20 protein-coding genes are annotated in these 26,001 nt (G+C 71.3%); 15 read left to right on the top strand and 5 right to left on the bottom strand.

Annotation, left to right across the window (positions count from 1 at the left end; translation table 11 throughout):
- Positions 1-36 precede the first annotated feature (36 nt).
- On the top strand, positions 37-480 hold the full coding sequence (locus tag ACTWJ8_RS04865) for a nitroreductase family deazaflavin-dependent oxidoreductase (RefSeq protein ID WP_443263050.1): 444 nt from the start codon (positions 37-39) through the stop codon (positions 478-480).
- Positions 481-559: 79 nt separating this feature from the next.
- Entirely contained in the window at positions 560-769 is a 210-nt protein-coding gene (locus tag ACTWJ8_RS04860; protein ID WP_356380738.1) for a hypothetical protein, read from the top strand.
- A gap of 19 nt (positions 770-788) precedes the next feature.
- Here ACTWJ8_RS04860 and gndA read toward each other — a convergent pair whose 3' ends face one another.
- Positions 789-2,228, bottom strand: coding sequence for an NADP-dependent phosphogluconate dehydrogenase (gndA, locus tag ACTWJ8_RS04855; protein ID WP_356380735.1), 1,440 nt, complete (start codon positions 2,226-2,228; stop codon positions 789-791).
- A gap of 111 nt (positions 2,229-2,339) precedes the next feature.
- Here gndA and ACTWJ8_RS04850 point away from each other — a divergent pair, with 111 nt between their 5' ends.
- Together ACTWJ8_RS04850 and ACTWJ8_RS04845 are read left to right on the top strand one after the other, a co-directional pair.
- Positions 2,340-3,311, top strand: coding sequence for an acetylxylan esterase (locus ACTWJ8_RS04850; protein ID WP_443263049.1), 972 nt, complete (start codon positions 2,340-2,342; stop codon positions 3,309-3,311).
- Positions 3,312-3,398: 87 nt separating this feature from the next.
- Positions 3,399-4,502 carry a transglycosylase family protein gene (locus tag ACTWJ8_RS04845; protein WP_443263048.1) on the top strand — a complete coding sequence of 368 codons (1,104 nt, stop codon included), beginning with the start codon at positions 3,399-3,401 and terminating at the stop codon, positions 4,500-4,502.
- On the opposite strand, the gene ACTWJ8_RS04840 is transcribed toward ACTWJ8_RS04845, so the two are convergent.
- The gene (locus ACTWJ8_RS04840; protein ID WP_443263047.1) at positions 4,492-5,481 is read right to left on the bottom strand and encodes a DMT family transporter; all 990 of its coding nucleotides are present in this window, start codon (positions 5,479-5,481) and stop codon (positions 4,492-4,494) included. The two genes, ACTWJ8_RS04845 and ACTWJ8_RS04840, sit on opposite strands and share 11 nt — an antisense overlap.
- Before the next feature lie 293 nt (positions 5,482-5,774).
- Here ACTWJ8_RS04840 and glgA point away from each other — a divergent pair, with 293 nt between their 5' ends.
- Complete coding sequence (gene glgA, locus ACTWJ8_RS04835) at positions 5,775-6,938, top strand: glycogen synthase (protein WP_356380725.1); 1,164 nt, start codon at positions 5,775-5,777, stop codon at positions 6,936-6,938.
- Positions 6,939-6,955: 17 nt separating this feature from the next.
- Complete coding sequence (gene glgC, locus ACTWJ8_RS04830; protein WP_443263046.1) at positions 6,956-8,173, top strand: glucose-1-phosphate adenylyltransferase; 1,218 nt, start codon at positions 6,956-6,958, stop codon at positions 8,171-8,173.
- An 11-nt stretch (positions 8,174-8,184) separates the two neighbouring features.
- Here glgC and ACTWJ8_RS04825 read toward each other — a convergent pair whose 3' ends face one another.
- Positions 8,185-8,838: a TetR/AcrR family transcriptional regulator gene (locus ACTWJ8_RS04825; protein WP_443263045.1), complete on the bottom strand. Its 654-nt coding sequence runs from the start codon at positions 8,836-8,838 to the stop codon at positions 8,185-8,187.
- 142 nt (positions 8,839-8,980) lie between these two features.
- Here ACTWJ8_RS04825 and ACTWJ8_RS04820 point away from each other — a divergent pair, with 142 nt between their 5' ends.
- Positions 8,981-9,379, top strand: a complete 399-nt coding sequence (locus ACTWJ8_RS04820) for a VOC family protein (protein WP_356380718.1) — start codon at positions 8,981-8,983, stop codon at positions 9,377-9,379.
- A gap of 53 nt (positions 9,380-9,432) precedes the next feature.
- On the opposite strand, the gene ACTWJ8_RS04815 is transcribed toward ACTWJ8_RS04820, so the two are convergent.
- Complete coding sequence (locus ACTWJ8_RS04815; protein ID WP_443263044.1) at positions 9,433-10,056, bottom strand: TetR/AcrR family transcriptional regulator; 624 nt, start codon at positions 10,054-10,056, stop codon at positions 9,433-9,435.
- 133 nt (positions 10,057-10,189) lie between these two features.
- On the opposite strand from ACTWJ8_RS04815, the gene ACTWJ8_RS04810 reads away from it, so the two are divergent.
- The 8 genes from ACTWJ8_RS04810 to ACTWJ8_RS04775 all read left to right on the top strand — a co-directional run bounded on the left by ACTWJ8_RS04810 (position 10,190) and on the right by ACTWJ8_RS04775 (position 24,963).
- Positions 10,190-11,740 (top strand): acyl-CoA synthetase, encoded by a 1,551-nt coding sequence (locus ACTWJ8_RS04810; RefSeq protein ID WP_443263043.1) that lies wholly within the window; start codon positions 10,190-10,192, stop codon positions 11,738-11,740.
- An 18-nt stretch (positions 11,741-11,758) separates the two neighbouring features.
- Positions 11,759-12,958: an acyl-CoA dehydrogenase family protein gene (locus ACTWJ8_RS04805; RefSeq protein ID WP_443263042.1), complete on the top strand. Its 1,200-nt coding sequence runs from the start codon at positions 11,759-11,761 to the stop codon at positions 12,956-12,958.
- Between the two features lie 86 nt (positions 12,959-13,044).
- Positions 13,045-14,247 (top strand): M20 metallopeptidase family protein, encoded by a 1,203-nt coding sequence (locus tag ACTWJ8_RS04800; RefSeq protein ID WP_356380706.1) that lies wholly within the window; start codon positions 13,045-13,047, stop codon positions 14,245-14,247.
- On the top strand, positions 14,244-15,710 hold the full coding sequence (locus tag ACTWJ8_RS04795; RefSeq protein ID WP_356380704.1) for an MFS transporter: 1,467 nt from the start codon (positions 14,244-14,246) through the stop codon (positions 15,708-15,710). The genes ACTWJ8_RS04800 and ACTWJ8_RS04795 overlap by 4 nt, the downstream gene beginning before the upstream one ends.
- Positions 15,711-15,925: 215 nt before the next feature.
- Entirely contained in the window at positions 15,926-18,553 is a 2,628-nt protein-coding gene (locus ACTWJ8_RS04790; protein WP_443263041.1) for a PA14 domain-containing protein, read from the top strand.
- A 64-nt stretch (positions 18,554-18,617) separates the two neighbouring features.
- Positions 18,618-21,017 (top strand): beta-L-arabinofuranosidase domain-containing protein, encoded by a 2,400-nt coding sequence (locus ACTWJ8_RS04785; protein ID WP_443263040.1) that lies wholly within the window; start codon positions 18,618-18,620, stop codon positions 21,015-21,017.
- Positions 21,018-21,079: 62 nt separating this feature from the next.
- Complete coding sequence (locus ACTWJ8_RS04780) at positions 21,080-23,428, top strand: GH92 family glycosyl hydrolase (RefSeq protein WP_443263039.1); 2,349 nt, start codon at positions 21,080-21,082, stop codon at positions 23,426-23,428.
- Between the two features lie 167 nt (positions 23,429-23,595).
- Complete coding sequence (locus ACTWJ8_RS04775) at positions 23,596-24,963, top strand: wax ester/triacylglycerol synthase family O-acyltransferase (protein WP_443263038.1); 1,368 nt, start codon at positions 23,596-23,598, stop codon at positions 24,961-24,963.
- A 33-nt stretch (positions 24,964-24,996) separates the two neighbouring features.
- Here the strand turns inward: ACTWJ8_RS04775 and ACTWJ8_RS04770 are convergent, their stop codons facing one another.
- The gene (locus tag ACTWJ8_RS04770) at positions 24,997-25,782 is read right to left on the bottom strand and encodes an NAD(P)-binding domain-containing protein (RefSeq protein WP_443263037.1); all 786 of its coding nucleotides are present in this window, start codon (positions 25,780-25,782) and stop codon (positions 24,997-24,999) included.
- Between the last annotated feature and the right edge of the window lie 219 nt (positions 25,783-26,001).

Raw genomic sequence — 26,001 nt, 5'->3', positions numbered from 1 at the left:
GGCGTTGACCCCACGACTTCCCAGGAGGCAGTACGCATGACTCACAGTGATGCCGACGTCGTCGTCAGCCCGAGCGGCTGGGTCGCGGACCAGGCCCGCACCTACGAGGAGTCCGGCGGCACCAAGGGCACCACCATGCAGGGCGCCCCGTGCCTGCTCCTCGACTACCAGGGCCGCAAGAGCGGCCAGTGGCGGCGCACCGTCCTGATCTACGGCCGCGACGGAGAGGACTACCTGATCGTGGCATCGAAGGGCGGCGCCGACGAGCACCCGCTGTGGTACCTCAACCTTCAGGCCAATCCGGACGTGCGGCTGAGGGTGGAGACCGAGCGGTTCGCGGCCCGCGCCGAGACCCTTTCGACGCAGGAGAAGGCGCGGGTGTGGGACTCGCTCGTGGAGCTGTTCCCGCCGTACGCGGACTACCAGAAGAAGACGAGCCGGGACATTCCGGTCGTGAGGCTGACGCGAACGGACGGCTGACGCGTGGACCCGGCGGGCGTGGGCACGCGAGCCGGGAGACAGTGGAGAGGTCCCCTCCGAACCGTTGGAGGAACCAACGATGACCCATCCGTTCCCCGACCCCGTCCCGCCGACCCCGACGCCGGGTCCAGGACCGGGCCCCGACCGCCCCGACCCGGGCCCGATGCCCGACCCGTTCCCGACGCCGGTGCCCGAGCCCTCGCCGCGGCCCTCGCCGTCACCGACGCCGCCGCTGCCGGACCCGGACCCCGACCCGCACCCGCCGGAGCCCGAGCCGTCACCCGCTTAGCGGAGCCGGCGACAAGGGCCTACGCCTCGACCTCGGAGCGGTCGCCGCCCCACAGCGTGTGGAACGAGCCCTCCCGGTCGACCCTGCGGTACGTGTGCGCGCCGAAGAAGTCCCGCTGGCCCTGCGTGAGCGCGGCCGGCAGACGCTCGGCGCGCAGCGCGTCGTAGTAGGCGAGCGCCGCCGCGAAGCCCGGCGTGGGCACACCCTGCTGGGTCGCCGCGACCAGGACCGAACGCCAGTCGTCCTGCGCCGCGGCGATCTCGGCGGCGAACTCCTTGTCCTGCAACAGCGACACGAGGCCCGGCTCGGCCTCGTACGCAGCCGTGATCCGGTCGAGGAACGCGGCGCGGATGATGCAGCCGCCGCGCCAGATCCGGGCCACCGCGCCCGAGTCGATGTTCCAGTCGTACTGCTCGCTGCCCGCGGCGATCTCGTGGAAGCCCTGCGTGTACGACACGATCTTCGAGGCGTACAGGGCCTGTTCGACGCGTCCGGCGAAGGCCGCGGCCTCGCCCGGGCCGAGCTTCTTCGCCGTCGGCCCCGCCAACCCTCGGGAGGCGTCGCGCAGTTCGGCGTGGCCCGAGAGCGAGCGGGCGAACACCGCCTCCGCGATGCCGGACACCGGCACGCCCAGGTCGAGCGCGATCTGCACGGTCCAGCGTCCCGTGCCCTTCTGCTCGGCCTGGTCCTGGACGACGTCCACGAACGGCTTGCCGGTCGCCTCGTCGACGTGCGCGAGGACCTCCGAGGTGATCTCGATCAGGTAGGAGTCGAGGCGCCCCGTGTTCCACTCGCGGAAGATGTCGGCGATCTCGGCGGGGGAGTAGCCGGCCACGTCGCGCAGCAACTGGTAGGCCTCGCCGATGAGTTGCATGTCGGCGTACTCGATGCCGTTGTGCACCATCTTCACGAAGTGGCCCGCCCCGTCGGGGCCGACGTGGGTCACGCAGGGCGCGCCGTCCTTCGCCTTCGCGGAGATCTTCTCCAGCATCGGGCCGAGCGATTCGTAGGACTCGACGCTGCCGCCGGGCATGATGCTCGGACCGTGCAGCGCGCCCTCCTCGCCGCCCGAGACGCCCGTGCCGACGAAGTGGATGCCCTGCTCGCGCAGTTCCTTCTCGCGGCGCCGGGTGTCCGCGAAGTGCGCGTTCCCACCGTCGACGATCATGTCGCCGGGCTCCAGGAGCGGCGCGAACTCCTTGATCACCGCGTCCGTCGGCTCGCCCGCCTTGACCATGATGACCAGGCGGCGCGGCCGTTCGAGCGCGGCCACGAACTCCTCCGCCGTCTCGGTCGGCACGAAGACGCCCTCCTCGCCGAACTCCTCCACCAGCGCGTGCGTGCGGGACGCCGTGCGGTTGTGGAGGGCCACGGCGTAGCCGTTCCGGGCGAAGTTGCGGGCGAGATTGCGCCCCATCACCGCGAGGCCCGTGATACCGATCTGGGCTGTAGTGCTCATGTCTGCCGCTCCTGTATCTGGAAGATGAAGAATTTTGTTCATTCCTGGTCGGAGGACGGGTTAGGTTGGCGTCCGCCCCACCGTGGACTCTCTACGAATTTGGAGCCGTGCGTGCCTCATTTCGACCTGTCGCTCGACGCGTTGCGGACCTACCGACCGGAGCCGACCGCCCCCGACGACTTCGACGCCTTCTGGGAGAAGACCCTCGTCGAGGCCAGGGAGCACGACCTGGACGCACGCTTCGAGCCCGTCGACGTCCCGTACACCGCGGTGGACGTATTCGACGTTACGTACGCGGGCTACGGCGGGCATCCCGTGAAGGGCTGGCTGGTCCTCCCGGCGGGCACGAACGAGCCGCTTCCGGCCGTCGTCGAGTACATCGGCTACGGCGGCGGCCGCGGCCTCCCGCACGTCCACCTGCGCTGGGCGGCCGCCGGGTTCGCGCACTTCGTGATGGACACCCGCGGGCAGGGCAGCGGCGGCAGCGTCGGCGACACCCCCGACCCGGTCGGCTCCACGCCGTCCCAGCCGGGCTTCATGACCAAGGGCATCCAGGACCCGCACGAGTACTACTACCGGCGCGTCTACACGGACGCCGTGCGTGCCGTCGACGCCGCCCGCTCGCACCCGCTGATCGACGCCTCACGGATCGCGGTCACCGGCGGCAGCCAGGGCGGCGGCATCACCATCGCCGTGGCGGGACTGGTGCCCGACCTGAGGGCGGCGGCGCCCGACGTGCCGTTCCTGTGCGACTTCCGGCGCGCGGCCACGCTCACCGAGCGTCACCCCTACCGCGAGATCGCCCTCTACCTCAAGGCGCACATCGGCGAGGACGAGCGCGTCTTCCGGACGCTGTCGTACTTCGACGGCATGAACTTCGCCGCGCGCGCCACCGCGCCGACCCTGTTCTCCGCCGCCCTGGAGGACCTGACCTGCCCGCCGTCCACGGTCTTCGCGGCGTACAACCACTGGGCGGGCACCGACAAGTCGATGGAGGTGTACGCCTTCAACGACCACGAGGGCGGCGGCCCCTTCCAGCAGGCCGCGCAACTGCGGTGGATTCCTGGTCACTTGAGGGGCTGAATCCCGCCAAGGTGGCCCACGGCACCCTTGTCGGCTTCCGTAGGAGCGGCTAATTTGCCGCTCCTACGTGTGGCCGAGGGGGCAGTCATGGCGTTACGCGGCCGGCACCGCCGGTACAAGGCGAGCCGGGTCAACCGGGCGTCGCTCACCGTGACCGTGGGCGGCGTCGGGATGGCGATCCCGGTGATCGGCGCGGGCACGGCGCAGGCCGCCGACGCGCACACCTGGAACAAGGTCGCCGCCTGCGAGTCCTCGGGCAACTGGAGCATCAACACCGGCAACGGGTACTACGGCGGCCTCCAGTTCACCCGCTCCACCTGGGCCGCGTACGGCGGCACGGCCTACGCCCCGCGCGCCGACCTCGCCACCAAGCAGGAGCAGATCGCCGTCGCCGAGAAGGTCCTGAAGGGCCAGGGCCCCGGAGCCTGGCCCGTGTGCTCGGGACGCGCCGGGCTCACCCGCGAGGCCGCCGCACCCGACGTACGCCCGCAGTCCACGCCGCAGTCACGGGCGGGCCGTGCCCGGATGTACCGCGTCGTCGGCGGCGACACCCTCTCCGGCATCGCGGCCGAGCGGTCCGTGAAGGGCGGCTGGCGCGCCCTGTACGCGGCGAACCGCAGCACGATCGGCGCCGACCCCGACCTCATCACCCCCGGCCAGCGCCTCGCGATGCCGGGGAAGGCGCAGGCACCGCAGCAGGCCGCGAAGAAGGCATCGAAACAGGCGCAGAAACAGGCCGCGCCCAAGCCCGCCGCCAAGAAGTCCGAGACGGCCAAGGCCACCGCGCACAGCGCCGTCGCCCCCGTCGCCGCGTCCCTCGGCACCCCGTACCGCGCCGCCGGTTCCTCCTGGTCGAAGGGGTACCACACGGGTGTCGACTTCGCGGTGCCCACCGGCACCTCCGTCAAGGCCGTCGCCGCGGGACACGTCGTCTCGGCCGGCTGGGGAGGCGCGTACGGCTACGAGGTGGTGATCCGGCACGCCGACGGCAAGTACAGCCAGTACGGGCATCTGTCGGCGCTCACCGTGAAGAGCGGGCAGCGCGTCGTGGCGGGCCAGCGCATCGCGCGCTCCGGGTCCACCGGCAACAGCACGGGCCCGCATCTGCACTTCGAGGTGCGGACCGGGCCCGGCTTCGGCAGTGACGTGGACCCGCTGGCGTATCTGCGGGCCCGCGGCGTCAGGATCTGACGTCCTCCGGACGGCCGTCGCACGGCGGCCGGTTGCGCCGGGACCCGGGGCCGGGCAGCGGCACCGAGTCGAGCCCGGCCGGGCTGTCCGGCACCACGGGCGGGATCGCCGGGGACACGCCCTGGGCGACGACCGAGGCGCCCGCACGGCGGCCGCGCCCGATGCGCTCCGTGGTCAGCAGGATCAGCCCACCCGCCGCGACGACGCCGCAGCTGAGCGCGAGGATCGTGCCGATCGTCCCGTAGCGGAACGACTCGCCGAACATGGTGATGCCGATGGTCGCCGCCACCACCGGGTTCACGACCGTCGCGGTCGCCAGCGGTGCGGCCAGCCCGGCGCCCCGGTAGGAGGCCTGCGACAGCAGCATGCCGGTCGCCGCAAGGCCGGCGATCGCGAGGAGCGTCGCCAGCTGTTCGAGCGGCTGACCGGTCCAGTCCTCGGTCACCGACTTCGTGAACACCGACGCCATGCCGAACGCGCCGCCCGCCGCGACCGCGAGCAGCACCGCCCGCACCACCGGGTGCCGGTGCGCGACGCGGGCCGACGACATGAGGGCCAGCACGCCGCCCGCCGTGATCAGGCCGACGACCAGGCGCTGCGTCCCGTCCAGGGTCTGCTCGGTGGTGGCCCCGGTCAGCGCGAGCAGGCCCGCGAGACCGACCGTCGCCATGATCGCGCCGCGCCAGGCCGTCGCCCCGGCTCTGCGCCCCACCAGGAGCGCCGACATCGGCAGCGCGAGCACGATCGTCAGGGCGCCCAGCGGCTGCACGACGCTCAGCGGACCGAAGGCCAGGGCGGCGACGTGCAGCAGCGCGCCGAGCCCGTTCAGGCAGCCCGCGCCCCACCAGGCGGGCCTGCGCAGCGGTGCGTACGCCGCCTCGGGCGACGTCGCGGCCACGCGCTCCTGCACGATCGCCCCGCCGGCGTAGGCGACGGCGGAGACGAGCGAGAGCAGCACGGAAAGCACCAGGTCGCTCATGTGGAGCTCCTGGAGGTGCGGCGTGGCGCACGATCGCTTCTCATACCTTCCACGATCGCTCTTTTCCCCCCTTCGCGTCGTCCGACCTGAGCACGCATTGGGTCCTACTCCCGTTGGAGTAGGCCGGGTCCTGTTTCATCCCCAGGACGGGTGCCCCAGGGACCCGGGGGAGACTCGGGCCGCCGGTGCCGTCCGCGCCCTTCCGCGCGGGCCTTCCATGGGTGACCATGAGATGCGCTTTCGAACAGCGATCCGGAGCGAGTGACGCCGACCGACGAAGACGGGGGCCGCGCGTGCGGGTAGGACTGCTGACCAGGGAGTATCCGCCGGATGTGTACGGCGGCGCCGGAGTGCACGTCGAATTCCTCGCGCGCGAGCTGCGCCCCCTCGTCGACCTCGAGGTGCACACCTGGGGCGAGGGCGCCGGTGACGGGGTGCGCAGGCACCGGGCCTGGCCCGCGCTCGACGGGGCGAACGACGCGCTCCGCACGCTCTCCGTGGACCTGTCCATCGCCGCCGCGCTCGAAGGCCGCGACCTCGCCCACTCCCACACCTGGTACACGAACCTGGCCGGGCACCTCGCGGCGCTGCACCTCGGGATACCGCACGTGATGACCGCGCACTCCCTGGAGCCGCTGCGGCCCTGGAAGGCCGAGCAGCTCGGCGGTGGCTACGCGCTGTCGGCGTGGGCCGAGCGGACCGCGATCGAGGCGGCCGACCGCGTGATCGCCGTGTCGCACGCGATGCGCACCGACATCCTCGACTGCTATCCGTCGCTCGAACCCAAGAAGGTCCGCGTCGTGCACAACGGCATCGACGTGTCCCTCTACCGGGCCGACGCCGGCACCGACGTGCTGCGCCGCCACGACATCGACCCGCAGCGGCCCTACGTGCTGTTCGTCGGGCGCATCACGCGGCAGAAGGGCGTGCCGCATCTGCTGCGCGCGGCGAAGGGGCTCGCGAAGGACGTGCAGCTCGTGCTGTGCGCGGGCGCGCCCGACACCCCGGAGATCGGCCGGGAGTTCCGGGAGCTGGTCGACGAGCTGCGCGGCATGCGCGACGGAGTGCGCTGGATCCCGTCGATGCTGCCGCGCCCGGAGGTCATCCAACTCCTCACGCACGCCTCGGTGTTCGCCTGCCCCTCGGTGTACGAGCCGCTCGGCATCGTGAACCTGGAGGCGATGGCGTGCGGCACCGCCGTGGTCGCCTCCGCGGTCGGCGGCATCCCCGAGGTGGTCGCCGACGGGGAGACGGGGCTGCTCGTGCCGTACGACGCCGGGGCCCCGGAGGCGTTCGAGGCGGGGCTCGCGGAGGCCCTGAACCGGGTGGTCGCCGACACCGGCGCGGCGCGGGCCATGGGCGAGGCGGGCCGGGAGCGGGCGGCGGCGGAGTTCGGCTGGGACACGGTGGCCCGGCGGACGGTCGACGTGTACGAGGAGATCCTCAACGGCACGTGAATCCCAGGGGGGTTGGTATGCGCGGCGGACCTTCGGTGCTCGGGATCGTACTGGCAGGCGGGGAGGGCAAGCGGCTGATGCCGCTCACGGCGGACCGGGCGAAACCCGCGGTGACCTTCGGCGGCACGTACCGCCTGGTCGACTTCGTCCTGTCCAACCTGGTCAACGGCGACATCCTGCGGGTGTGCGTCCTGACCCAGTACAAGTCGCACTCGCTGGACCGGCACGTCACGACGACCTGGCGGATGTCGAGCCTGCTCGGCAACTACGTCACGCCCGTCCCGGCCCAGCAGCGGCTCGGCCCGCGCTGGTACTCGGGCAGCGCCGACGCGATCCTCCAGTCGCTCAACCTGGTCCACGACGAACAGCCCGACTACATCGCGGTGTTCGGGGCCGACCACGTGTACCGGATGGATCCGCGGCAGATGCTCAACCAGCACATCGAGTCGGGCGCGGGCGTCACGGTCGCGGGCATCCGCGTCCCGCGCGCGGAGGCCTCGTCCTTCGGCGTCATCACCCCGGCCCGCGACGGCACGCGCATCGACGCGTTCCTGGAGAAGCCGGCCGACCCGCCACCGCTGCCCGGCACCCCGAACCAGGTGTTCGCGTCGATGGGCAACTACCTGTTCACGACCAAGGTGTTGGTCGACGCCCTCCAGAGCGACGCCGACGACCCCAACTCGCTGCACGACATGGGCGGTTCGATCGTGCCGATGCTCACCGAGCGCGGCGTCGCCCAGCTCTACGACTTCGACGGCAACCACGTGCCCGGCGAGACGGACCGCGACCACGGCTACTGGCGGGACGTCGGCACCCTCGACGCGTACTACGAGGCCCACATGGACCTCATCTCGGACACCCCGGTCTTCAACCTCGACAACAGGCGCTGGCCGATCTACACGCACTCCGGCCAGTTGCCGCCCGCCAAGTTCTGCGCGGGCGGCATCGCGTCGGAGTCCATCGTCAGTCCCGGCTGCGTCATCCGCGGCCAGGTCACCCGCTCCGTCCTGTCACCCGGCGTCGTCGTGGAGGACGGCGCGGTCGTCCAGGGCTCGGTCCTGCACGACAACGTCCGGGTCGGCAGGGGAGCGGTGGTGCGCGGCGCCGTCCTCGACAAGAACGTCGAGGTCCCGGTCGGCGCCACGATCGGCGTCAACCCGAGCCGCGACGCGGAGCTCTACACGGTGTCGAAGTCCGGCGTGATCGCCCTGGGCAAGGGGCAGTCGGTGCACTGAGCCACGCCGGCTCACCCGGCGGCGTAGTCGGCCAGCGACGGCGCCAACAGGTCGAAGGCGCTGTCCGCCTCCGCGCTGACGGTGGCGGAGATCCGGGCGTTGTCCTCACCGGTGAGGGTGAGTTCCTGGATGCGCTGGAACAAGGTGCGGTGCACGGCGCCGAGCAGGGCGGCGGCGGTGCGGGGGGTGATGTCGCCGCGGCGTGCGCCGGTGGCGTCGGCCAGGGCGTCCGCCAGGGCGGCCTCCCGCAGGTCGTGCAGGTCGCGCAGCCGGGCGGTCAGGGTGGGACTGTCGGCGACCATGCGCGCGAAGTCGGGGCCGGAGAACCCGGCGACCGGATCGGCTTTCGCTGCCGCTTCGGTGAACGCGTGACGCAGGGCCGACAGGGCGGACTCGCCCGACCGACGGCGGGCCACGGTGTCGGCCAGGGTGGCCACGAAGGCGTCCTGGTGGTCCAGGGCCAGATCCTCCTTGCGGGGGAAGTAGTTGGTGACCGTCTTCTTCGCCACCCGCGCGGCGGAGGCGATCTCGGCGATGGTGGTCCGCTCGAACCCCTGGGCCAGGAACAGGCCGGTGGCGACGTCCGAGATGAGCTGACGGGTCTCCTGCTTCTTGGATTCCCGCAGGCCGGTAGGGGGTGCGGACGAGGCGGCGTCGGTAGTCATGGGGCAATCTTACCCTCGTAGCATTTTTATGTTGACACCCCTGAGTGTGCCGGTCTAACTTTACGTCCGTCGTAAGTTTGCGCCGGAGCGAAGAATGGATGCTCCCGTGCTCCACCTGTCGCAATCACGGAGGAGAAGCCCCTTGCAGATCACCGCGTCCACCGTCTCGCTCACCGTCGACGACGTCGCCGCCTCCCAGCGGTTCTTCACCGCCCACCTCGGCTACGTCGAGCAGGCCGCCGCCGAGGGGTTCGCCTCCCTGTCGCGCGACGACGCCGCGGTGGACATCGTCCTGCTCGCCCGCGGCATCGAGGTACTGCCGCCCGACCAGCGCGACCAGCGCGCCTCCGGCCTGATCATCGCGTTCACCGTCACCGGCATCGCGGACGAGGAGAAGCGGCTGCGCGCCGAAGGCGTCGAGATCACCATGCCGCTGCGCGAGGAGCCCTGGGGCGAACGCCTCTTCCAGGTCACCGACCCCAACGGGGTGATCGTCCAGTTCGTCGAATGGGCCACCCCGCCCGGCGCCGAGAGCGCCTGACCTCTCAGGTGTCCGGGGCTCCCGTCCGGCCCCGCGCGGCGCCGGACGGGATCCTATGACGGGTCCGGCACCGGGGGTTCGCCCTCGAAGCCGTTGGCCCAGTAGCGGCCGCGCATCGAGAGGTCGAGGAGCATGCGGGTGGCCTCCTCGGGCGGCATGGGGCGGGGGTCCTCCTCCAACCACCAGGCGAGCACGGCCAGTTGCTCGCCCACCCAGGCGCGGGCCAGGACGTCGACGCTGATGCGCGGCGTGACGCCCTCGTGGGCGGCGCGGGCGCGGAAGACGTCGGCGGTCGCCTCGGTCTGCGCCTGGGTGAACTGGCGCAGCGCCCGGCCGTCGCCCTCACCGCGCAGGATCATCCGGTAGGCGTCCCGCTCCTCGTCGGCGTGCCGGAAGATCTCCAGCGCCGGTTTGCCGGTGAAGCCGACCTCGGAGGCCTGGACGAGCGGGCGAAGACGGTCCTGGAGCTCGTCGAGCAGATCGGTCACCACGCGGTCGAGCAGGTCGTCCTTGTCCGTGTAGTGCTTGTAGAACGTGGCCCGGCCCAGGTCGGCCCGCTCCGTGATGTCCTCCACGGTCACCGTCGCGTACCCGCGCTCCAGGGACAGCGACACCAGCGCGTCGCGCAACAGGCGTCGGGTGCGGCGTACTCGGCGGTCCCCCGGTTCCGGCGGCATGGTCCGGCTCCTCTCACGTCCCGTTCGGTCCGGGAAGCGTACACCGGATCATTGACACTCCGAAGGTTTGTAGACACGCTGTCTCCAACTGGTCGCCATGGCGATTTGAGCCGACGAGCGTGGGAGCAGTCCGTTGAACCTGGGCACGTACATCACTCGAAGCAGCACCTTCTGGCCCGACCGCGAGGCCCTGATCTGCGGGGAACGCAGGCTGACCTATGGAGAGCTGGAGAGGGTCACCAATCGCCTCGCCTCCGCTCTGATACGCCGCGGGCTCGCGCCGGGACAGGCCGTCGCGACGTACGCGGGCAACTGCGCGCAGGCCGTCGAGACCGAGATGGCCCTCTCCAAGAGCGGACTCGTCCGCGTCCCGATCAGCCCGCGGCTCTCCGTCGACGAGGTCGCGCACATCCTCGACGACGCCGATGTGCGGGTGCTGTTCGTGGATGCGGAGAGGGTGGAGGCCGCAGGGGCTGCTCTCGAGCAGGCATCCGGGGACTGTCTGCTTGTCGTGTACGGGGGTGAAGGGCCGCTCACGTACGAGGCGTTGCTCGGTGAGGGCAGTGAGGACGCCGTCGCCGTCGAGGTCGACCAGCACGACGCCGCCGTCCTCAACTTCACCTCAGGATCCACCGGCAAGCTGAAGGCCGCCGTGCAGACCCACGGCAACAGGCTCGCCAACATGCGCAAGCGGATGATGAGTTCGGACGGCGACCTCGCGCACCCCGAGTGCTATCTCGCCGCGGGACCCATCACGCACGCCCCCGGCATGCCCCTGCTCGCCCTGCTGGCCTCCGGCGCCACCGTCGTCGTCCTGCCGCGCTGGGGAGCCGAGGAGTTCCTGGCCACCGTCGAGGCCGAGCGGATCACCGCGACGTTCCTCGTGCCGACCATGCTCGGCATGCTGCTCGCCCACCCCAAGACCGCCACGGCCGACCTGTCCAGCCTCCGCTCACTGCACGTCGGCGGCGCCCCGGTCTCGCCGCAGCGCCTGCGCGACGCCGTCGAGGCCTTCGGCCCGATCGTCATGCAGGGCTACGGGCAGGTCGAGACGACCAGCGGCATCACCGTCCTGACCCGCGAGGACGTCCTCGCCGGCACCACCACGGACCCGGATCTGCTGCTGTCCTGCGGGCGTCCGGTCTTCGACACGGAGGTCCGGGTCGTCGACGAGAACGGCACCCCGCTGCCCGCGGGCGAGATCGGCGAGGTCGTCGCACGCGGCCCCGACTGCGTCACCGCGTACTGGCACGAACCCGAGCTGTCCGCCGAGACGTTCAAGAACGGCTGGGTGCACACCGGCGACCTCGGCTTTCTCCGCGCGGACGGCTATCTGTTCATCGTCGACCGCAAGAAGGACATGATCATCTCGGGCGGTTACAACGTGTACTGCTCCGAGGTGGAGGCCGTCCTGTACGACCATCCGGCGCTCGCCGAGGCCTGCGTCGTCGGCGTCCCCGACGAGAAGTGGGGCGAGGCCGTCAAGGCGGTCGTCGTGCGCAGGCCGGGCGCCGAGGTCAGCGAGGCGGAGGTCGTCGACTTCTGCGCCGCACGCCTCGCCCGCGTGAAGAAGCCGCGCACCGTCGAGTTCGTGGACGCGCTGCCCGTCAACCGCAACGGGAAGATCGACCGCCGCGCCGTCCGCGCGCGCCACTGGACCGGCGCCGAGCGCCGCGTCCACTGACAGGAGACGAGCACCACCATGACCTTCACCCTCACCCCCACCTACGAGGACAATCCGCGGCTCCAGGACCTCGTGGGCCGCCTGCGCGACTACCTCGACGGCGAACTCGCCGACTACGAGAGCGAACTGGGCCTCGCGCCGGAGGCCGGCTACACCCGCGCGCAGCTCGAACCCGTCTGGCGGCGCAGCCGCGAACTCGGCTTCTACGGCATCCACCTGCCCAAGGAACACGGCGGCCAGGACCTCACGTACACCGAACTCGCCGCCCTGAAGGAGGAGGTCGGCGCCTCCGGACGCATCCTCCAGCACAGCGTCCTCGGCGACATGGGCGGCCCGCTGCGTGCCGGTTCCATCCTCCAGTACGCCACCGAGCAGCAGATCAAGACGTACCTGGAACCGGTCATCCGCGGCGAGCGCGCCTGCTGCTTCTCGCTCACCGAGACCGACGCCGGGTCCGACGTGCGCGCCATGAAGACCGTCGCCACACCCGAAGGCGACGGCTGGCGCATCACCGGGCACAAGGTGTTCTCCTCCGCCGGACCGTTCGCCGACTTCTCCGTGCTCATCGCCCGCATGGCTCCGGAGCCCGACGCCCCCGAGGACGCCAAGCCGGTCTTCTCCGCCTTCCTCGTCGACCTCGATTCCCCCGGCTGCACCGTGCTGCCCGGCGAGACCCCGATGTCCGGCGAGCACATCGAGAGCGACATCGTCCTCGACAACTGCCGCGTGGAAGCAGGCCAGTTGCTTGGCAAGGTGGGCGACGGGCTGCGCATCGGACTCGGCCGCGTCACCACCAACCGGCTCCTGCACTGCCCCACCGTCCTCGGCCAGGCCCGCCGCGCCCTCGCCCTCACCGTCGACTTCGCCCGCACCCGGCAGGTCTTCGGCGCACCCCTCGGCGCCCTCCAGTCCATCCAGCACAAGCTCGCCGACATGGCCACTTCGTACTACGCGGCCCGCAGCATGACCTACGACGCGCTCGCCGACCTCGACGCGGGCCGGGAACTGCGCACGGAAGCCTTTATGTGCAAGCTGTTCGTCGCCGAGAGCGCCTTCCGCATCGCCGACGAGGCCGTCCAGATCCACGGCAAGGCGGGCCTCGTGCGCGGCGCCGAGGTCGAGTCCATCTTCCGCAAGCTGCGCATGTTCCGCGTCCTCACCGGCTCGTCCGAGATCCAGAAGAACGGCATCGCACGGCAGTTGCTGCTGCCGAGCTGAGCCACCCCGGCGCCCCCGCGCCCGCACGTCCCCCTGCATCGCATCCGGCACCACCAGTCCGGCCCCATCAGGAGGTCCACCCCGTCATGTCGCCCACCGAACGCGCCAAGGAGCTCCAGCCCGACCTCGTCGAGCTGCGCCGAGCCCTGCACCGCGAACCCGAACTCGGCCTGCACCTGCCCCGCACCCAGGAAAAGCTCCTCGCCGCGCTCGACGGGCTGCCCCTGGAGGTCACCACCGGAAAGAACCTCAGCTCCGTCACCGCCGTGCTGCGCGGCGGCAGGCCCGGCGGCGCCGTCCTGCTCCGCGCCGACATGGACGCCCTGCCCATCACCGAGGCCAGCGGCGTCGACTACGCCTCCCGGATCGAGGGCGCCATGCACGCCTGCGGCCACGACCTGCACAGCGCAGGGCTCGTCGGCGCCGCCCGGCTCCTGGCCGAGCGCCGCGAACACCTCGCGGGCGACGTCGTGTTCATGTTCCAGCCCGGCGAGGAGGGCTTCGGCGGCGCCCGCGTCATGCTCGACGAGGGCGTCCTCGACGCGGCCGGAAAACCCCTCGACGCGGCCTACGCCCTGCACGTCGCCGCCGACCGGCTGCCCGGCGGCATGATCGCCAGCCGCGCCGGCACCGTCACCTCCGCGTCCGACGTCCTGAGCGTCACCGTCCGCGGCCGCGGCGGCCACGGCTCGACCCCGCACGCCGCCCAGGACCCCATCCCCGTGGCCTGCGAGATCGTCACCGCGATCCAGACGTGGGTGACCCGCCGCTTCGACATCTTCGACCCGGCCGTCGTCACCGTCGGCACCTTCCACGCGGGCACCCAGCAGAACGTCATCCCCGACACCGCGACGTTCGAGGCCACCGTCCGCAGCTACTCGGAACCCGTCCACGAGCGCCTCATCGAGGGCCTGCCCCGCCTCGTCCGCGGCATCGCCGACGCCCACGGCGTGGACGTCGACGTGACGTACGACGTGTGCTACCCGGTCACCGTCAACGCCCCCGACGAGACCGCCTTCGCCCTCGACACCGCCCGCGAACTCTTCGGCGCCGAGCAGGTCCACGAGGCGCCCAAGCCCGCCAACGGCTCCGAGGACTTCGCCTTCGTCCTCCAGCGCACCCCCGGCGCGATGCTCCTCGTCGGCGCCGCCCCCGAAGGCGCCGACCCGGCGAAGGCGGCCGTGAACCACTCGCCGCGCGCCGTCTTCGACGACCGCGTCCTGTACCGGCAGTCCGCGCTGCTTGCCGCGCTCGCCGAGGGCCGCCTCGCCCGGGGAGCAGCCGCGTGAGCGCCGGAGGCGCGCCGCCCGCCACGGGCGGCGGCGTGCGTGCGGTCGTCGGACTGCTCGTCGCCTTCGAGCTGATCAGCGGCTTCCTCCAGGGCGCCGCCATCCCGCTGGTCCCCGAGATCCAGCACTGGCAGGGCATCGGAACCGGCCAGGCCCAGTGGATCACCTCCGTGCAGTACCTGGCCGCCGCCGTCAGCGTCCCCGCCCTCGGCCGCCTCGGCGACCTGTACGGACACCGGCGCATGATGCGCGTCGCCCTCGGCACCATCGCCGTCGGCACCGTCCTCGTGGCCTGCGCTCCCAACCTCGGCGTCCTGCTGTTCGGCCGCGCCCTGATGGGACCGCTCGCCGCGCTGCTGCCGCTGGAGATCGGCCTTGTGCGCGACCGGCTCACCGTCGACGGCGGACGCCGCGCGGTCGGCCTGCTCGTCGGCTCGCTCACCCTCGGCTCGGTCCTCGGCCACGCGCTCGCGGGACCGCTGCTCGCGCTCCTCGGCGACCTGCGCACCACCCTCTTCGCGCTCGCCGCCCTCGCCGTCGCGTGCGTCGCCCTGTCCTTCACGGCGATCCCCGAGTCCCGCACCCGGGCGAGCGGCCGGATGGACTGGACCGGCGCCGCGCTCCTCGCCGTCGCCCTGGTCCTGCTGCTCGGAACCGTCTCCCGCGGCTCCTCCTGGGGCTGGCTGTCGGTGCCCACACTCGGCGGCCTCGTCCTCGCGGCGGCCCTCCTGTACCTGTGGACCCGGCTCCAACTGCGCCGCCCCGAGGCCCTGGTGGACGTGCGCGCACTCGGCCGCCGGCAGAGCGCCCCGTACTACGCCTCCGGGTTCGTGCTCGGCGCCGTCCTGCTCGGCGGGCAGACCGTCGCCGTCAGCTTCATGGCCACCGCGCCGGAGAAGACGGGCTACGGGTTCGACCTCGCCGCCTGGCAGATCAGCCTGTGCGGCATCGTCCCGCACGTCATGGCCTTCCTCGGCTCCTCGCTCTGCGCGAATCTCGCGGGGAAGATCGGCTACCGCCGTCTGCTGCTGCTCGCCTTCACCCTCCTCACCTGCGGCTACGGCGGGCTGATCGCGCTGCACACGGGCCTGGTGCCGTTCACCGTCGCCAATGCCCTGGTGGGCTTCGGCGTCGGGCTCGCGCTCGGCGGGCTGCCCACCGTGATCGTGGAGAGCAGCGCGGCGGACCGTACGGCGAGCGCCACCGCCGTCTACAACAACTTCAAGACACTCGGCGGCAGCGTCGGCGGCGCCGCGTTCTCCGTCGCGCTCGGCACCCTCGTGATCGGCTCGACGAACACCCCGACCCTCTCCGCGTACGTCACGATCTGGGCCGCTGCCGCGGTGGCCTGCCTGGCGGCGGTCGGCGTCCAACTCCTCGCGCGGAGCCGGGAGCAGGAGCCCGCGGCGGCCGTCGGCGTCCCGGCCGGGGCCGGGGGAGCGGCCAAGGAACCGTCGGCGTAGAGAACCTGGGGAACTTGTGGAACAGGAAGGGGCGGCGGACACGGCCGCCCCTTCTTGCTCGCGCGGTCTTGCCGGACGCGTCCGCCCGTGCTGTGATGCCAACTGCCCGTCCTCGCAACAATGTTCAACGAAGTCCAACGTAGTCCACCGCAGTTGCACAGACCCGAGCGGCGAGCCGCCACTCTTCCTCGACGCGTCCCAGCACAGGAGGATCCGTGCGCACCAAACCCACCAGAAAGCCCCGAAGCCTCAGACGCCTGTCCCTGTTGCTCACCGCGGCCCTCGGCCTCGGCGCGCTCGGCACCGTGCCGTCCGGCGCTGCCGCCGCCGCGGACGACGACACCGTCGTGCCGCACGGCCTGAAGGGCGAGTACTACACCCAGTCCGCCGCGGGCGCCTTCGACTTCGACGAGCTCAAGGCCACCGGCTTCGACCCGCAGATCGACTTCGACAGCCTGGAGTCCCGACTGTCGTCCGCGACCGGCCGCTCCGACGACGCGAGCGTGCGCTGGACCGGGAAGCTGGTTCCGGAGAAGTCCGGGCCGACAACGTTGTCAATCATCGGTGACAACGGATTCCGGCTCTGGGTCGACAACAAGCTGGTCATCGACCACTGGGTCGACGACTGGGACAAGGAGCAGACCTCCCAGCCCGTCGATCTGACCGCCGGCAAGGCCGTCGACATCAAGGTCGAGTACTTCGAGCACTACGGCGGCTCCAACCTCCATCTGCGCTGGACCGAGCCCGGCGAGCAGAAGGAGGCCATCCCGTCCTCCGCGTTCCGCCTCCCCGACGACTGGAAGTACGACGGTGCCATCGGCACCACCGTGCTCGGTGACGGTCGCACCCTGAAGCTGGACTTCGCGCAGAAGCTGGGCGCCGTGCCCGGCGATCTGAACGACCACCTCAAGGCCGTCATCGGCGGCGCCAAGTGGCCGCTCGGCTCGGCGAAGGCCGACCCCGACGACCCGCGCGCCCTCCTGGTGGGCCTCGACGAGCCGGTCGTCGGCAACAAGGACGGCGACGCCTCCGGGCAGGCCGACGTCACGTACGACGGCAAGGGCGGTCTGGCCGGCAGCGACGGCACGGCGGTCGGTTCCTTCTGGTCGAGCGGCCCCAACCACTCGACGTACGAGCTGACCACCAAGTGGGGCGACGACGTCACCCCGGCGAACGCGCACCGCGAGTACCCGCGCCCCCAGCTCACCCGCTCCGCGTGGCAGAACCTCAACGGCAGCTGGCAGTTCGCCGGAGCCAAGGAGGGCGAGCAGCCGCCGGTCGGCAAGAAGCTCGACGAGAAGATCCTCGTGCCCTACCCGGTCGAGTCCCAGCTCTCCGGCATCGAGCGCCACGAGGACCGCATGTGGTACCGCCGCACCTTCACCGTGCCGGCGGACTGGAAGGTCGGCGACAAGCAGCGCCTCCAGCTCAACTTCGGCGCCGTCGACTGGAAGTCCGAGGTCTACGTCAACGGCACGAAGGTCGCCGACCACAAGGGCGGCTACGACAAGTTCAGCGCCGACATCACCGACGCGCTCAAGCCCGGCCGTACCCAGGAACTGATCGTGGGTGTCTACGACCCGACGAACGCGGCGAACGGCGAGAACCCGCCGATGGGCAAGCAGCGCCTCGACCCCAGCGGCATCTGGTACACCCCGTCCTCCGGCATCTGGCAGACCGTGTGGATGGAGCCCGTCGCCACCGACCACGTGAGCGACCTGAAGGTGACGCCGGACGTGAAGACCGGTGAAGTGGCCGTCTCCACCAAGGGAGTTCGCGACGGCCTGCCCGTCACCGCGACGGCGTACGCGGACGGCAAGAAGGTCGCCACCGCCACCGGTACCTCCGGCGCCCCGCTCACCCTGAAGATCGCCGAGCCGCACCTGTGGTCGCCCGAGGACCCGTTCCTCTACGACCTCAAGGTGAGCGTCGGAAGCGACAAGGTCGGCAGCTACTTCGGAATGCGCTCGATCTCCGTCGAGAAGGTGAACGGCACCCCACGCACCCTGCTCAACGGCAAGCCGACGTTCCTGATGGCCACCCTCGACCAGGGCTTCTGGCCGGACGGACTGCACACCGCGCCCAGCGACGAGGCCCTCGCGTACGACCTGAAGATGCACAAGAAGATGGGCTTCAACTCGGTCCGCAAGCACATCAAGGTCGAGCCCGACCGCTGGTTCTACTGGGCCGACAAGCTCGGCCTGATGGTGTGGCAGGACATGCCGGCGATGGAGGCCGGGAAGAACCCGTCCACCGAGGCGCGCGCCGAGTACGAGCGCGAGATGAAGACGATGATCGACCAGCACGTCAACCACCCGTCGGTCGTCATGTGGGTCACCTTCAACGAGGGGTGGGGCCAGTACGACGAGGGCCGCATCGCCGAGCAGGCCAAGTCCTGGGACCCGACCCGGCTGATCAACGGCCAGTCCGGCCTCAACCTCGGCCGCGACGGCGGCGCCGGCGACATCATGGACGAGCACGGCTACCCGAGCCCCGCCCTGCCGCCGCAGCCCGACGGCGAACGCGCCCTGGTCGCGGGCGAGTACGGCGGCCTCGGCCTCGCGGTGCCGGGCCACGCCTGGTCGGTCCAGCAGTCCTACGTCGACGTGGACCCGGCGACGTACACGGACGACTACCTCAAGAAGCTCGACGAGGTGCACAAGCTGGCCTGCAAGGGCGGCAACGGCGCGGTCTACACCCAGATCTCCGACGTCGAGGGCGAGCTGAACGGCCTGCTCACCTACGACCGCCGTGTCGTCAAGCCGGACGTGAAGCGGGTGCACGACGCCCAGCAGGCGCTCATCCGCGACGCCTCGCAGGACACCGTGGCGAACTGCTCCTGATCCCGTACGTCCCCGGGGCGGGCCCGTACCCACGGGCCCGCCCCTTCCCCGTAGGAGGCAGCTGATGACTGTGACTCGACGCGGCGTGCTGCAGGCCGCGACGGTGGCCTGCGCGGCCACCGCGTGGGGCGGTGCGACGACGGCGGCGCGCGCGGAGGCGTCGGGACCGTCCGCCGACGCGTTCACGCGTCTGCCGGTCGGCAGCGTCACCGCACACGGGTGGCTCGCCGGCCAACTGCGGCTGGAACTGGCCGGACTGTGTGGACGGTACGAGGAGAAGTCGCACTTCCTCGACATGGACACGTGCGGCTGGATCCACCCGGAGCTCGGCGGCTGGGAGGAAGTCCCATACTGGCTGCGGGGGTTCGTGCCCCTAGCGATCGCCACACACGACGCCGACGCGCTCGCCACGTGCCGACGCTGGATCGAGCCGATCCTCGCCACGCAGCAGGACGACGGATTCTTCGGCCCGCGTTCACTGCGGACATCTCTGAACGGCGGCCCGGACTTCTGGCCGTTCCTGCCGTTGCTCATGGCGCTGCGCACATGGGAGGAGTACACGCACGACGAGCGCATCGTGCCGTTCCTGACCCGGTTCCTGAGGTACATGGAGGACCAGGGGAAGGGCGTGTTCGACAGCAGCTGGGTGTCCGTGCGCTGGGGCGACGGCATCGACACCGCACGCTGGCTGTACGAGCGCACCGGTGACGCCTTCCTCGCGGACCTCGTCGACAAGATGCACCGCTACGGCGCCGACTGGACGGGCGAGCTCCCCACCCCGCACAATGTCAACATCGCCCAGGGCTTCCGTGAACCCGCCCAGTACGCCCAGTGGGCCACCGAGGGGCAGGAGGAACTGCGCCGCGCCACCTACCGCACCTACGACCGTGTACTGGCGGAGTACGGCCAGTTCCCCGGCGGCGGCATGGCGGGCGACGAGAACGTCAGGCCCGGCTTCGGCGACCCCCGCCAGGGCTTCGAGACCTGCGGCATCGTCGAGTTCATGGCCAGCCACGAGCTGCTCACCCGGATCACCGGCGACCCCGTGTGGGCGGACCGCTGCGAGGATCTGGCCTTCAACATGCTCCCGGCCGCCCTGGACCCGAACGGCAAGGGCGTCCACTACATCACCAGCGCCAACGGCGTCGACCTCGACAACACCCGCAAGACCAACGGGCAGTTCCAGAACGGTTTCGCCATGCAGTCCTATCAGCCCGGAGTCGACCAGTACCGGTGCTGTCCGCACAACTACGGCATGGGCTGGCCCTACTTCACCGAGGAGCTGTGGCTCGCGTCTCCCGGCGGCGGGCTCGTGGCCGCGATGTACGCGCCGTGCGAGGTACGCGCAGAGGTGGGCGACGGGGTCGAGGCCACGGTGCGGGAGGAGACGGACTACCCGTTCGACGAGACGGTCACCCTGCGGATCGGCCTGGAGCGGGCGGTGGAGTTCCCGTTGCGGTTGCGTGTTCCACGGTGGTGCGAAGCGCCCCGCCTGACCGTCAACGGACGTGCGGTGAAGGTCGCGAAGGGGCCCTCGTTCGCGGAGGTCCGGCGCACCTGGCGGGACGGCGACGAGGTGCGCCTGCGCCTGCCGTGCAGGACGTCGCTGCGCACCTGGAGCGGCAACCACGACAGCGTCAGCGTCGACCGCGGCCCGCTCACGTACTCGCTGAGGATCGGCGAGCGGTATGTGCGCACGGGCGGCGACGACACGTTCCCCGAGTACGAGGTGCACGCCACCTCCCCGTGGAACTACGGCCTGGTACCCGACGGTGCGATCACCGCACACCGCGGGAAGGGGCCGCTCGCGGACAATCCCTTCACCCTCGAGGCCGCGCCGGTCACGCTCACGGCGCGGGGCCGCCTCATCCCCGAGTGGATCGCTGATGAGGAAGGCGTCGTCGCACCCCTGCAGCCGAGCCCCGCGCGCAGCCGCGCCGCGGTGGAGGACGTGACCCTGGTGCCGATGGGGGCTGCCCGGCTGCGCATCACCGCGTTCCCGACGGCGGCCCCGAACGGCAGGCCGTGGGTACCGGAACCACGCCACCACCGTGTGCTGAACCGGCACAGCGGCAAGGTCCTCGCCGTGGACGGCATGTCGACCGACAACGACGCGCGGGTCGTGCAGTTCCGCAACTCGGGCACTGGGGACCACGCGTGGCAGCTCCTCCCGGCCGGCGGCGACGGGCTGCGCATCCGCAACGGGCAGAGCGGCAAGTACCTGGCGGTGAAGGGGAGTTCCACGGCCGACAGCGCCCAGGTCGTGCAGTACGAGGACGACGGCAGCGGCCGGGAGGATCTGCTGTGGGAGCGGGAAGACCAGGGCGACGGCTGGTTCCTGCTGCGCAACAGGCACAGCGGCAAGGTTCTCGGCGTCGACGGCATGTCCACGGCCGACAGCGCGCAGGTCGTCCAGTTCGCCGACAACGGGACGGACGATCACCTGTGGCGCCTTGAGTCTTGACGGGCCGTCGGGGCGCGCGAAGAATGACCAGCCATGCTGACAACGTTGTCGAGGAGTGCATGATGAGAAGGCGCAGAAGACCCGTCCGCCGCACATTGGGGGTGCTCGCCGGGGCGGTCGCGCTGCTCGGCGCCGGGCTCGCGGCGCCCGCCGCGGCCTCCGCCCCGTCCGCGGGCGGCCGACTGACCGATCTGGTCAACCCGTTCATCGGCACCGAGAACGAGGGCAACACCTACCCGGGGGCCGCCGTGCCGTTCGGGATGGTGCAGTTCTCGCCCGACACCGGGCACAACACCGGTTACGACTACTCGGAGAACCACATCCGCGGCTTCTCCACCGTTCATCTGTCCGGCGTGGGCTGCGGGTTGGGCGGCGATCTGCCGGTGCTGCCGACCGTCGGTGACATCGGCAGCACGGACTACGCGAAGTACGCGGCCGAGTTCAGCCACGACGACGAGAAGGCGTCGCCCGGCTACTACAAGGTCGGTCTGAAGTCGGGCGTCGGCGCCGAGTTGAGCGCCACCAAGCGGACCGGGGTGCAGAAGTACACGTTCCCGGCCACCGACAAGGCCAACGTGATGATCAACGCGGGCCAGTCGCTGCACAAGACCGTGCACACCAAGGTCGAGATCCTCGACAACCGGACCGTGCGCACGGCCATCACCGGCAGCGGCTTCTGTCAGGACACCAAGCAGTACACGCTCTACACGATCACCAGGTTCGACCGCCCGTTCACCTCGTCGGGCACCTGGAAGGGCGACACCGTCACCGCGGGGTCGAAGGCCTCGGCCGCGGACGCCGAGCGCAACGGCGCGTACGTCCGCTTCGACACCGGCAAGGACCGCACCGTCGAGGCGACCACCGCGATCTCCTACGTCGACGCGCACGGCGCCGCGCTCAACCTCGCCAAGGAGGGCGGGCGTTCCTTCGACTCCGTGCGGGGCGCGGCGCAGTCCGCGTGGGAGGACCGCCTCGACGACGTGAAGGCGCAGGGCGGCAGTGAGACCCTGCGCCGGACCTTCTACTCCTCGCTGTACCGCTCGTTCCTCGCGCCGAACATCGGCAGCGACGTCGACGGCCGCTACACCGGCTGGGACCAGAAGATCCACCGCGCCGACGGGTTCACGTACTACCAGAACTGGTCGCTCTGGGACACGTACCGCACCCAGGCGCAGCTGCTCTCGCTGCTCGCTCCGCGCGAGTCTCGGGACATGGCTTTGTCGGTGATCCGGATCGACAAGGACAGCGGTTGGCTGCCCAAGTGGGGCTACGGCACGGTCGAGACGAACATCATGACCGGCGACCCGGTCACCCCGTTCCTCACCAACGCCTATCAGCAGGGCCTGCTCAAGGGGCACGAGGAGGAGGCGTACCGGGCCCTGAAGAAGAACGCCGACGGCGTGCCGCCCGCCGACTCCGCCCCCGTGGGCCGCGAGGCCAACAAGGAGTACCTGGCCGAAGGGTTCGCGCCGTACATCAAGGGCCGCCAGCACGTGAAGCCCGGCGACTCCGACTACGACCACGGCGCCTCGGCCACCCTCGAGTACGCGCTGTCCGACGCCATGCTCGGCCAGATGGCGAAGGAACTCGGGCACAAGGACGACGCGAAGCGGTACGCCGAGCGGGCGCAGAACTACCGGAAGATCTTCGACGACTCGACCGGATTCTTCCGGGCGCGCGACGCGTCGGGCGCCTTCACCGGCCCGGCCGACCCGGCGCAGAGCGAGGGCTTCCACGAGGGCACGTCCTGGCAGTACCAGTGGCTCGTGCCGCAGGACCTGCCCGGCACGGTCGGCCTGATCGGCGGAAAGGACGCGGCGAACAAGCGGCTCGACTCGTTCTTCGCCTACGACCAGCTGGTCAAGGACCCCGCGAAGACCGCCCGTGAGGTGTGGGTCAACGGCCCGTACGACTACTACAACGCGGACAAGTACAACCCGCAGAACGAGCCCGACCTGATCGCGCCGTACACGTATCTGTCCACCGGCCAGCCGTGGAAGACCACCGACGTGGTGCACGCCGCGCTGACCCTGTTCACCGATACGCCGACCGGCATGACCGGCAACGACGACCTGGGCACCATGTCCGCCTGGAACGTCCTGTCGTCGATCGGGATCTTCCCGGTGCAGCCCGGCACGGACACGTGGAGCCTGTCGACGCCCGTCTTCGAGCGGGTCGACATCCGGCTCGACCGGCGCTACTACCCGAAGGGCGCGCTGACCGTGAAGGCGCCCGGCACGTCGGAGGCGAAGCGGTACATCCAGTCGGCGCGGACGGACGGCGCCGCGTACGAGCGGACGTATCTGACCACCGACGACCTGCGGGGCACGCGGGACCTGTCCTTCACCCTCGGCGAGCAGCCGTCGGCGTGGGGGACCGGGCCCGACGCGGCGCCGCCGGCCCTGAAGTGACGTAGTCGACACGCCACACGAGTCGGCTTCTGTGTCACATGAGACCCGCCTCTCCCAGAGGGGCGGGTCTTCATCAGTTGTTAACGCAGCGTGGCATGATCGTACTTGACCGTAATCGACTGCCGGGGGTTGACTGCCCATTCCCGTTGTCGACGCGAGAGCCTTCCATGACCTCTCAGAGTTCGGATCTGCTCGCTCCACTCGACCTTGCCTTCTGGAACATCGAGACCCCGGAACACCCCATGCACCTGGGGGCCCTGGGCGTCTTCGAGGCCGAGGACCCCGGCGCCGCCCGGCACGCCGTCGAACTGCTCGCCGCCCGCGCGGCGGGCGTGCCGGGCCTGCGCATGCGGATCGCCGGCGTGCTCGTGCCCATCGGCGGCGCCGCCCGCGTCCCCGCCGCGGACTTCGACCCGCTCGACCATGTGCGGCTCACGGAACCCGTGGCGGACTTCCACGCCGCCGCGGGCGCGCTCATGGAACGCCCGCTCGACCGCGGCCGGCCGCCCTGGGAGGCCCACGTGCTGCCCGCGGCCGACGGCGCGTCCTTCGCGGTCCTCTTCAAGTTCCACCACGCCCTCGCCGACGGACTGCGCGCCCTGACCCTCGCCGCCGCCGTCATGGACCCCATGGACCTGCCCGCGGGCCGCCCCGCCAAGGACGCCACCGCCACCCGCCGCGGACTGCGCCTCCCCGTCCCCGGCCTGCGCGAGATCACCCTCGGCGACCTCGACCCGCGCCGCTACCCCGACCACGTCCGCGACCTCACCGGCAGCGCACGCCAGGCCGTGGCCATCGGCGCCGCCGTCGCCCGCGCCACCTGGGGCGTGCGCACCTCGCCCGCCCTCGGCTCCGCGGCCAGCGGCACCCGGCGCACCGCCGGCGTCGTGCTCGACCTCGACGACGTGCACCGCATCCGCAAGACGGCGGGCGGCACCGTCAACGACGTACTGATCGCGATCGTCGCCGGGGCCGTGCGCCGCTGGCTCGACGAGCGTGGCGACGGCAGCGAGGGCGTCGAACCCCGCGCCCTCGTCCCGGTCTCCCGGCGCAGGCCCCGCACCGCCCACCCGCAGGGCAACAGGCTCTCCGGCTACCTGGTGCGCCTGCCCGTCGCCGAGGGCGACCCGCTGGCGAGGCTGCGCACCGTGCGGTCCGCCATGGACCGGCACAAGGACGCGGGCCCCTCGCGCGGCGCGGGCGCCGTCGCCCTGCTCGCCGACCATGTGCCGCCGCTCGGCCTGCGGCTCGGCGGCGGACTCGTCGGCCGCAACGCACGACTCCTGTTCGACCTGCTCGTCACCAGCGTGCCGCTCCCCAGCCTCGGCCTGCGGCTCGGCGGCTGCCCGCTCACCGAGGTCTTCCCGCTGGCCCCGCTCGCCCAGGGCCAGTCGCTCGCCGTCGCGGTGTCGACGTACCGGGGGAGGGTCCACTACGGGATCGTCGCTGACGCGAAAGCGGTGCCGGACCTGGAGACCCTGGCCGGCGCGGTGACCGAGGAGCTGACGGAGCTGCTCGAGGCCTGCACGCTCTAGGCGTGCCTTCGGGCACGGTGGTGACGGCGGGTTCTAGGCAGGGTCCACGCCCGGCCTGCCCAGGTCCGTGCGGAGCTCGTCCAGGGTTCGGGTCAGCGCCTCGGCGTTGGCCGGGGTGAACCAGGTGGTGCGGACCCGTTCGTTGGTGCCCTTCGGGGTCTCGTGGTCGCCCGCGAGCTGCTGGACGGAGCGCGTGTTGTCGCCCAGCGAACGCCCGACGTTGTGGAAGAGACCGCGGACGTACCGGTCGGCGTCCGCGGGGGCGACACCCTGCCGGGCGGCCCACTCGGTGAGCGTCGCCAGGTACCAGTAGTGGGTGGTCAGGGTGGACGTCAGCGTCTGGAAGACGTCGAGCGTGGGCTCGTCGGCGACCGGCAGCGCCCCGCCGAGGCGGTCGAAGAGGCCGTCGACGGCGGGGTGCGCGGGGCACGTCACGGTGACGGCGCCGCGCTCGCGCACGGCGGGCATCGGGATCGCGCGCACCACGGGGGCTGCGCCGCCGAGCAGCCCGCGCACCTCGTCGATGCCGACGCCCGCCATGGCGCTGACCACGACCTTGTCCCGGCCCGCCCGCAGCCCGGAGAGCGCCTCCACGCGGTCCTGAGGACGGACCGTGAGGATCACCGTCGAGCAGCGGTCGAGCACTTCCTGGTTGTCGGCGCAGACCCGTACGTTCGCAAAGAGCCGGGAGAGCTCGGCCGCCGCCTGTGCGCCGCGCGGGGAGAGGAAGACGTCCGGCGGATCCTCGACACCCTCGCTCAATCCGGTCACGAGGGCCCGGCCGAGCTCGCCGACGCCGATGATGCCTATGCGCTCCACTGGATGTCCCTTCAGTCAGGTCTCGCGGGCGGCTCCATCCTTGATCCCCGCGGGAGCCGTGTCGACAGGGCGGTCCGCCGGTCCCGCGGACTTCCGGCGGCGGCCTGGGCGCGTGAGACCGGCCACTGAACAGGGGCCGGGGCCGCCACGGGTTTGGAGACAGGCGCCGCCGCTCCGTAAAATTCCGCCTTCGAGTGCTTTGGCAGCGAGCGCGGTCCG

The sequence above is a fragment of the Streptomyces sp. SDT5-1 genome (assembly GCF_052245995.1).
Lineage (GTDB): Bacteria > Actinomycetota > Actinomycetes > Streptomycetales > Streptomycetaceae > Streptomyces.
The sequence above is the reverse complement of the archived record's forward strand: the minus strand, read 5'-3'. Positions and strand labels throughout refer to the sequence as shown.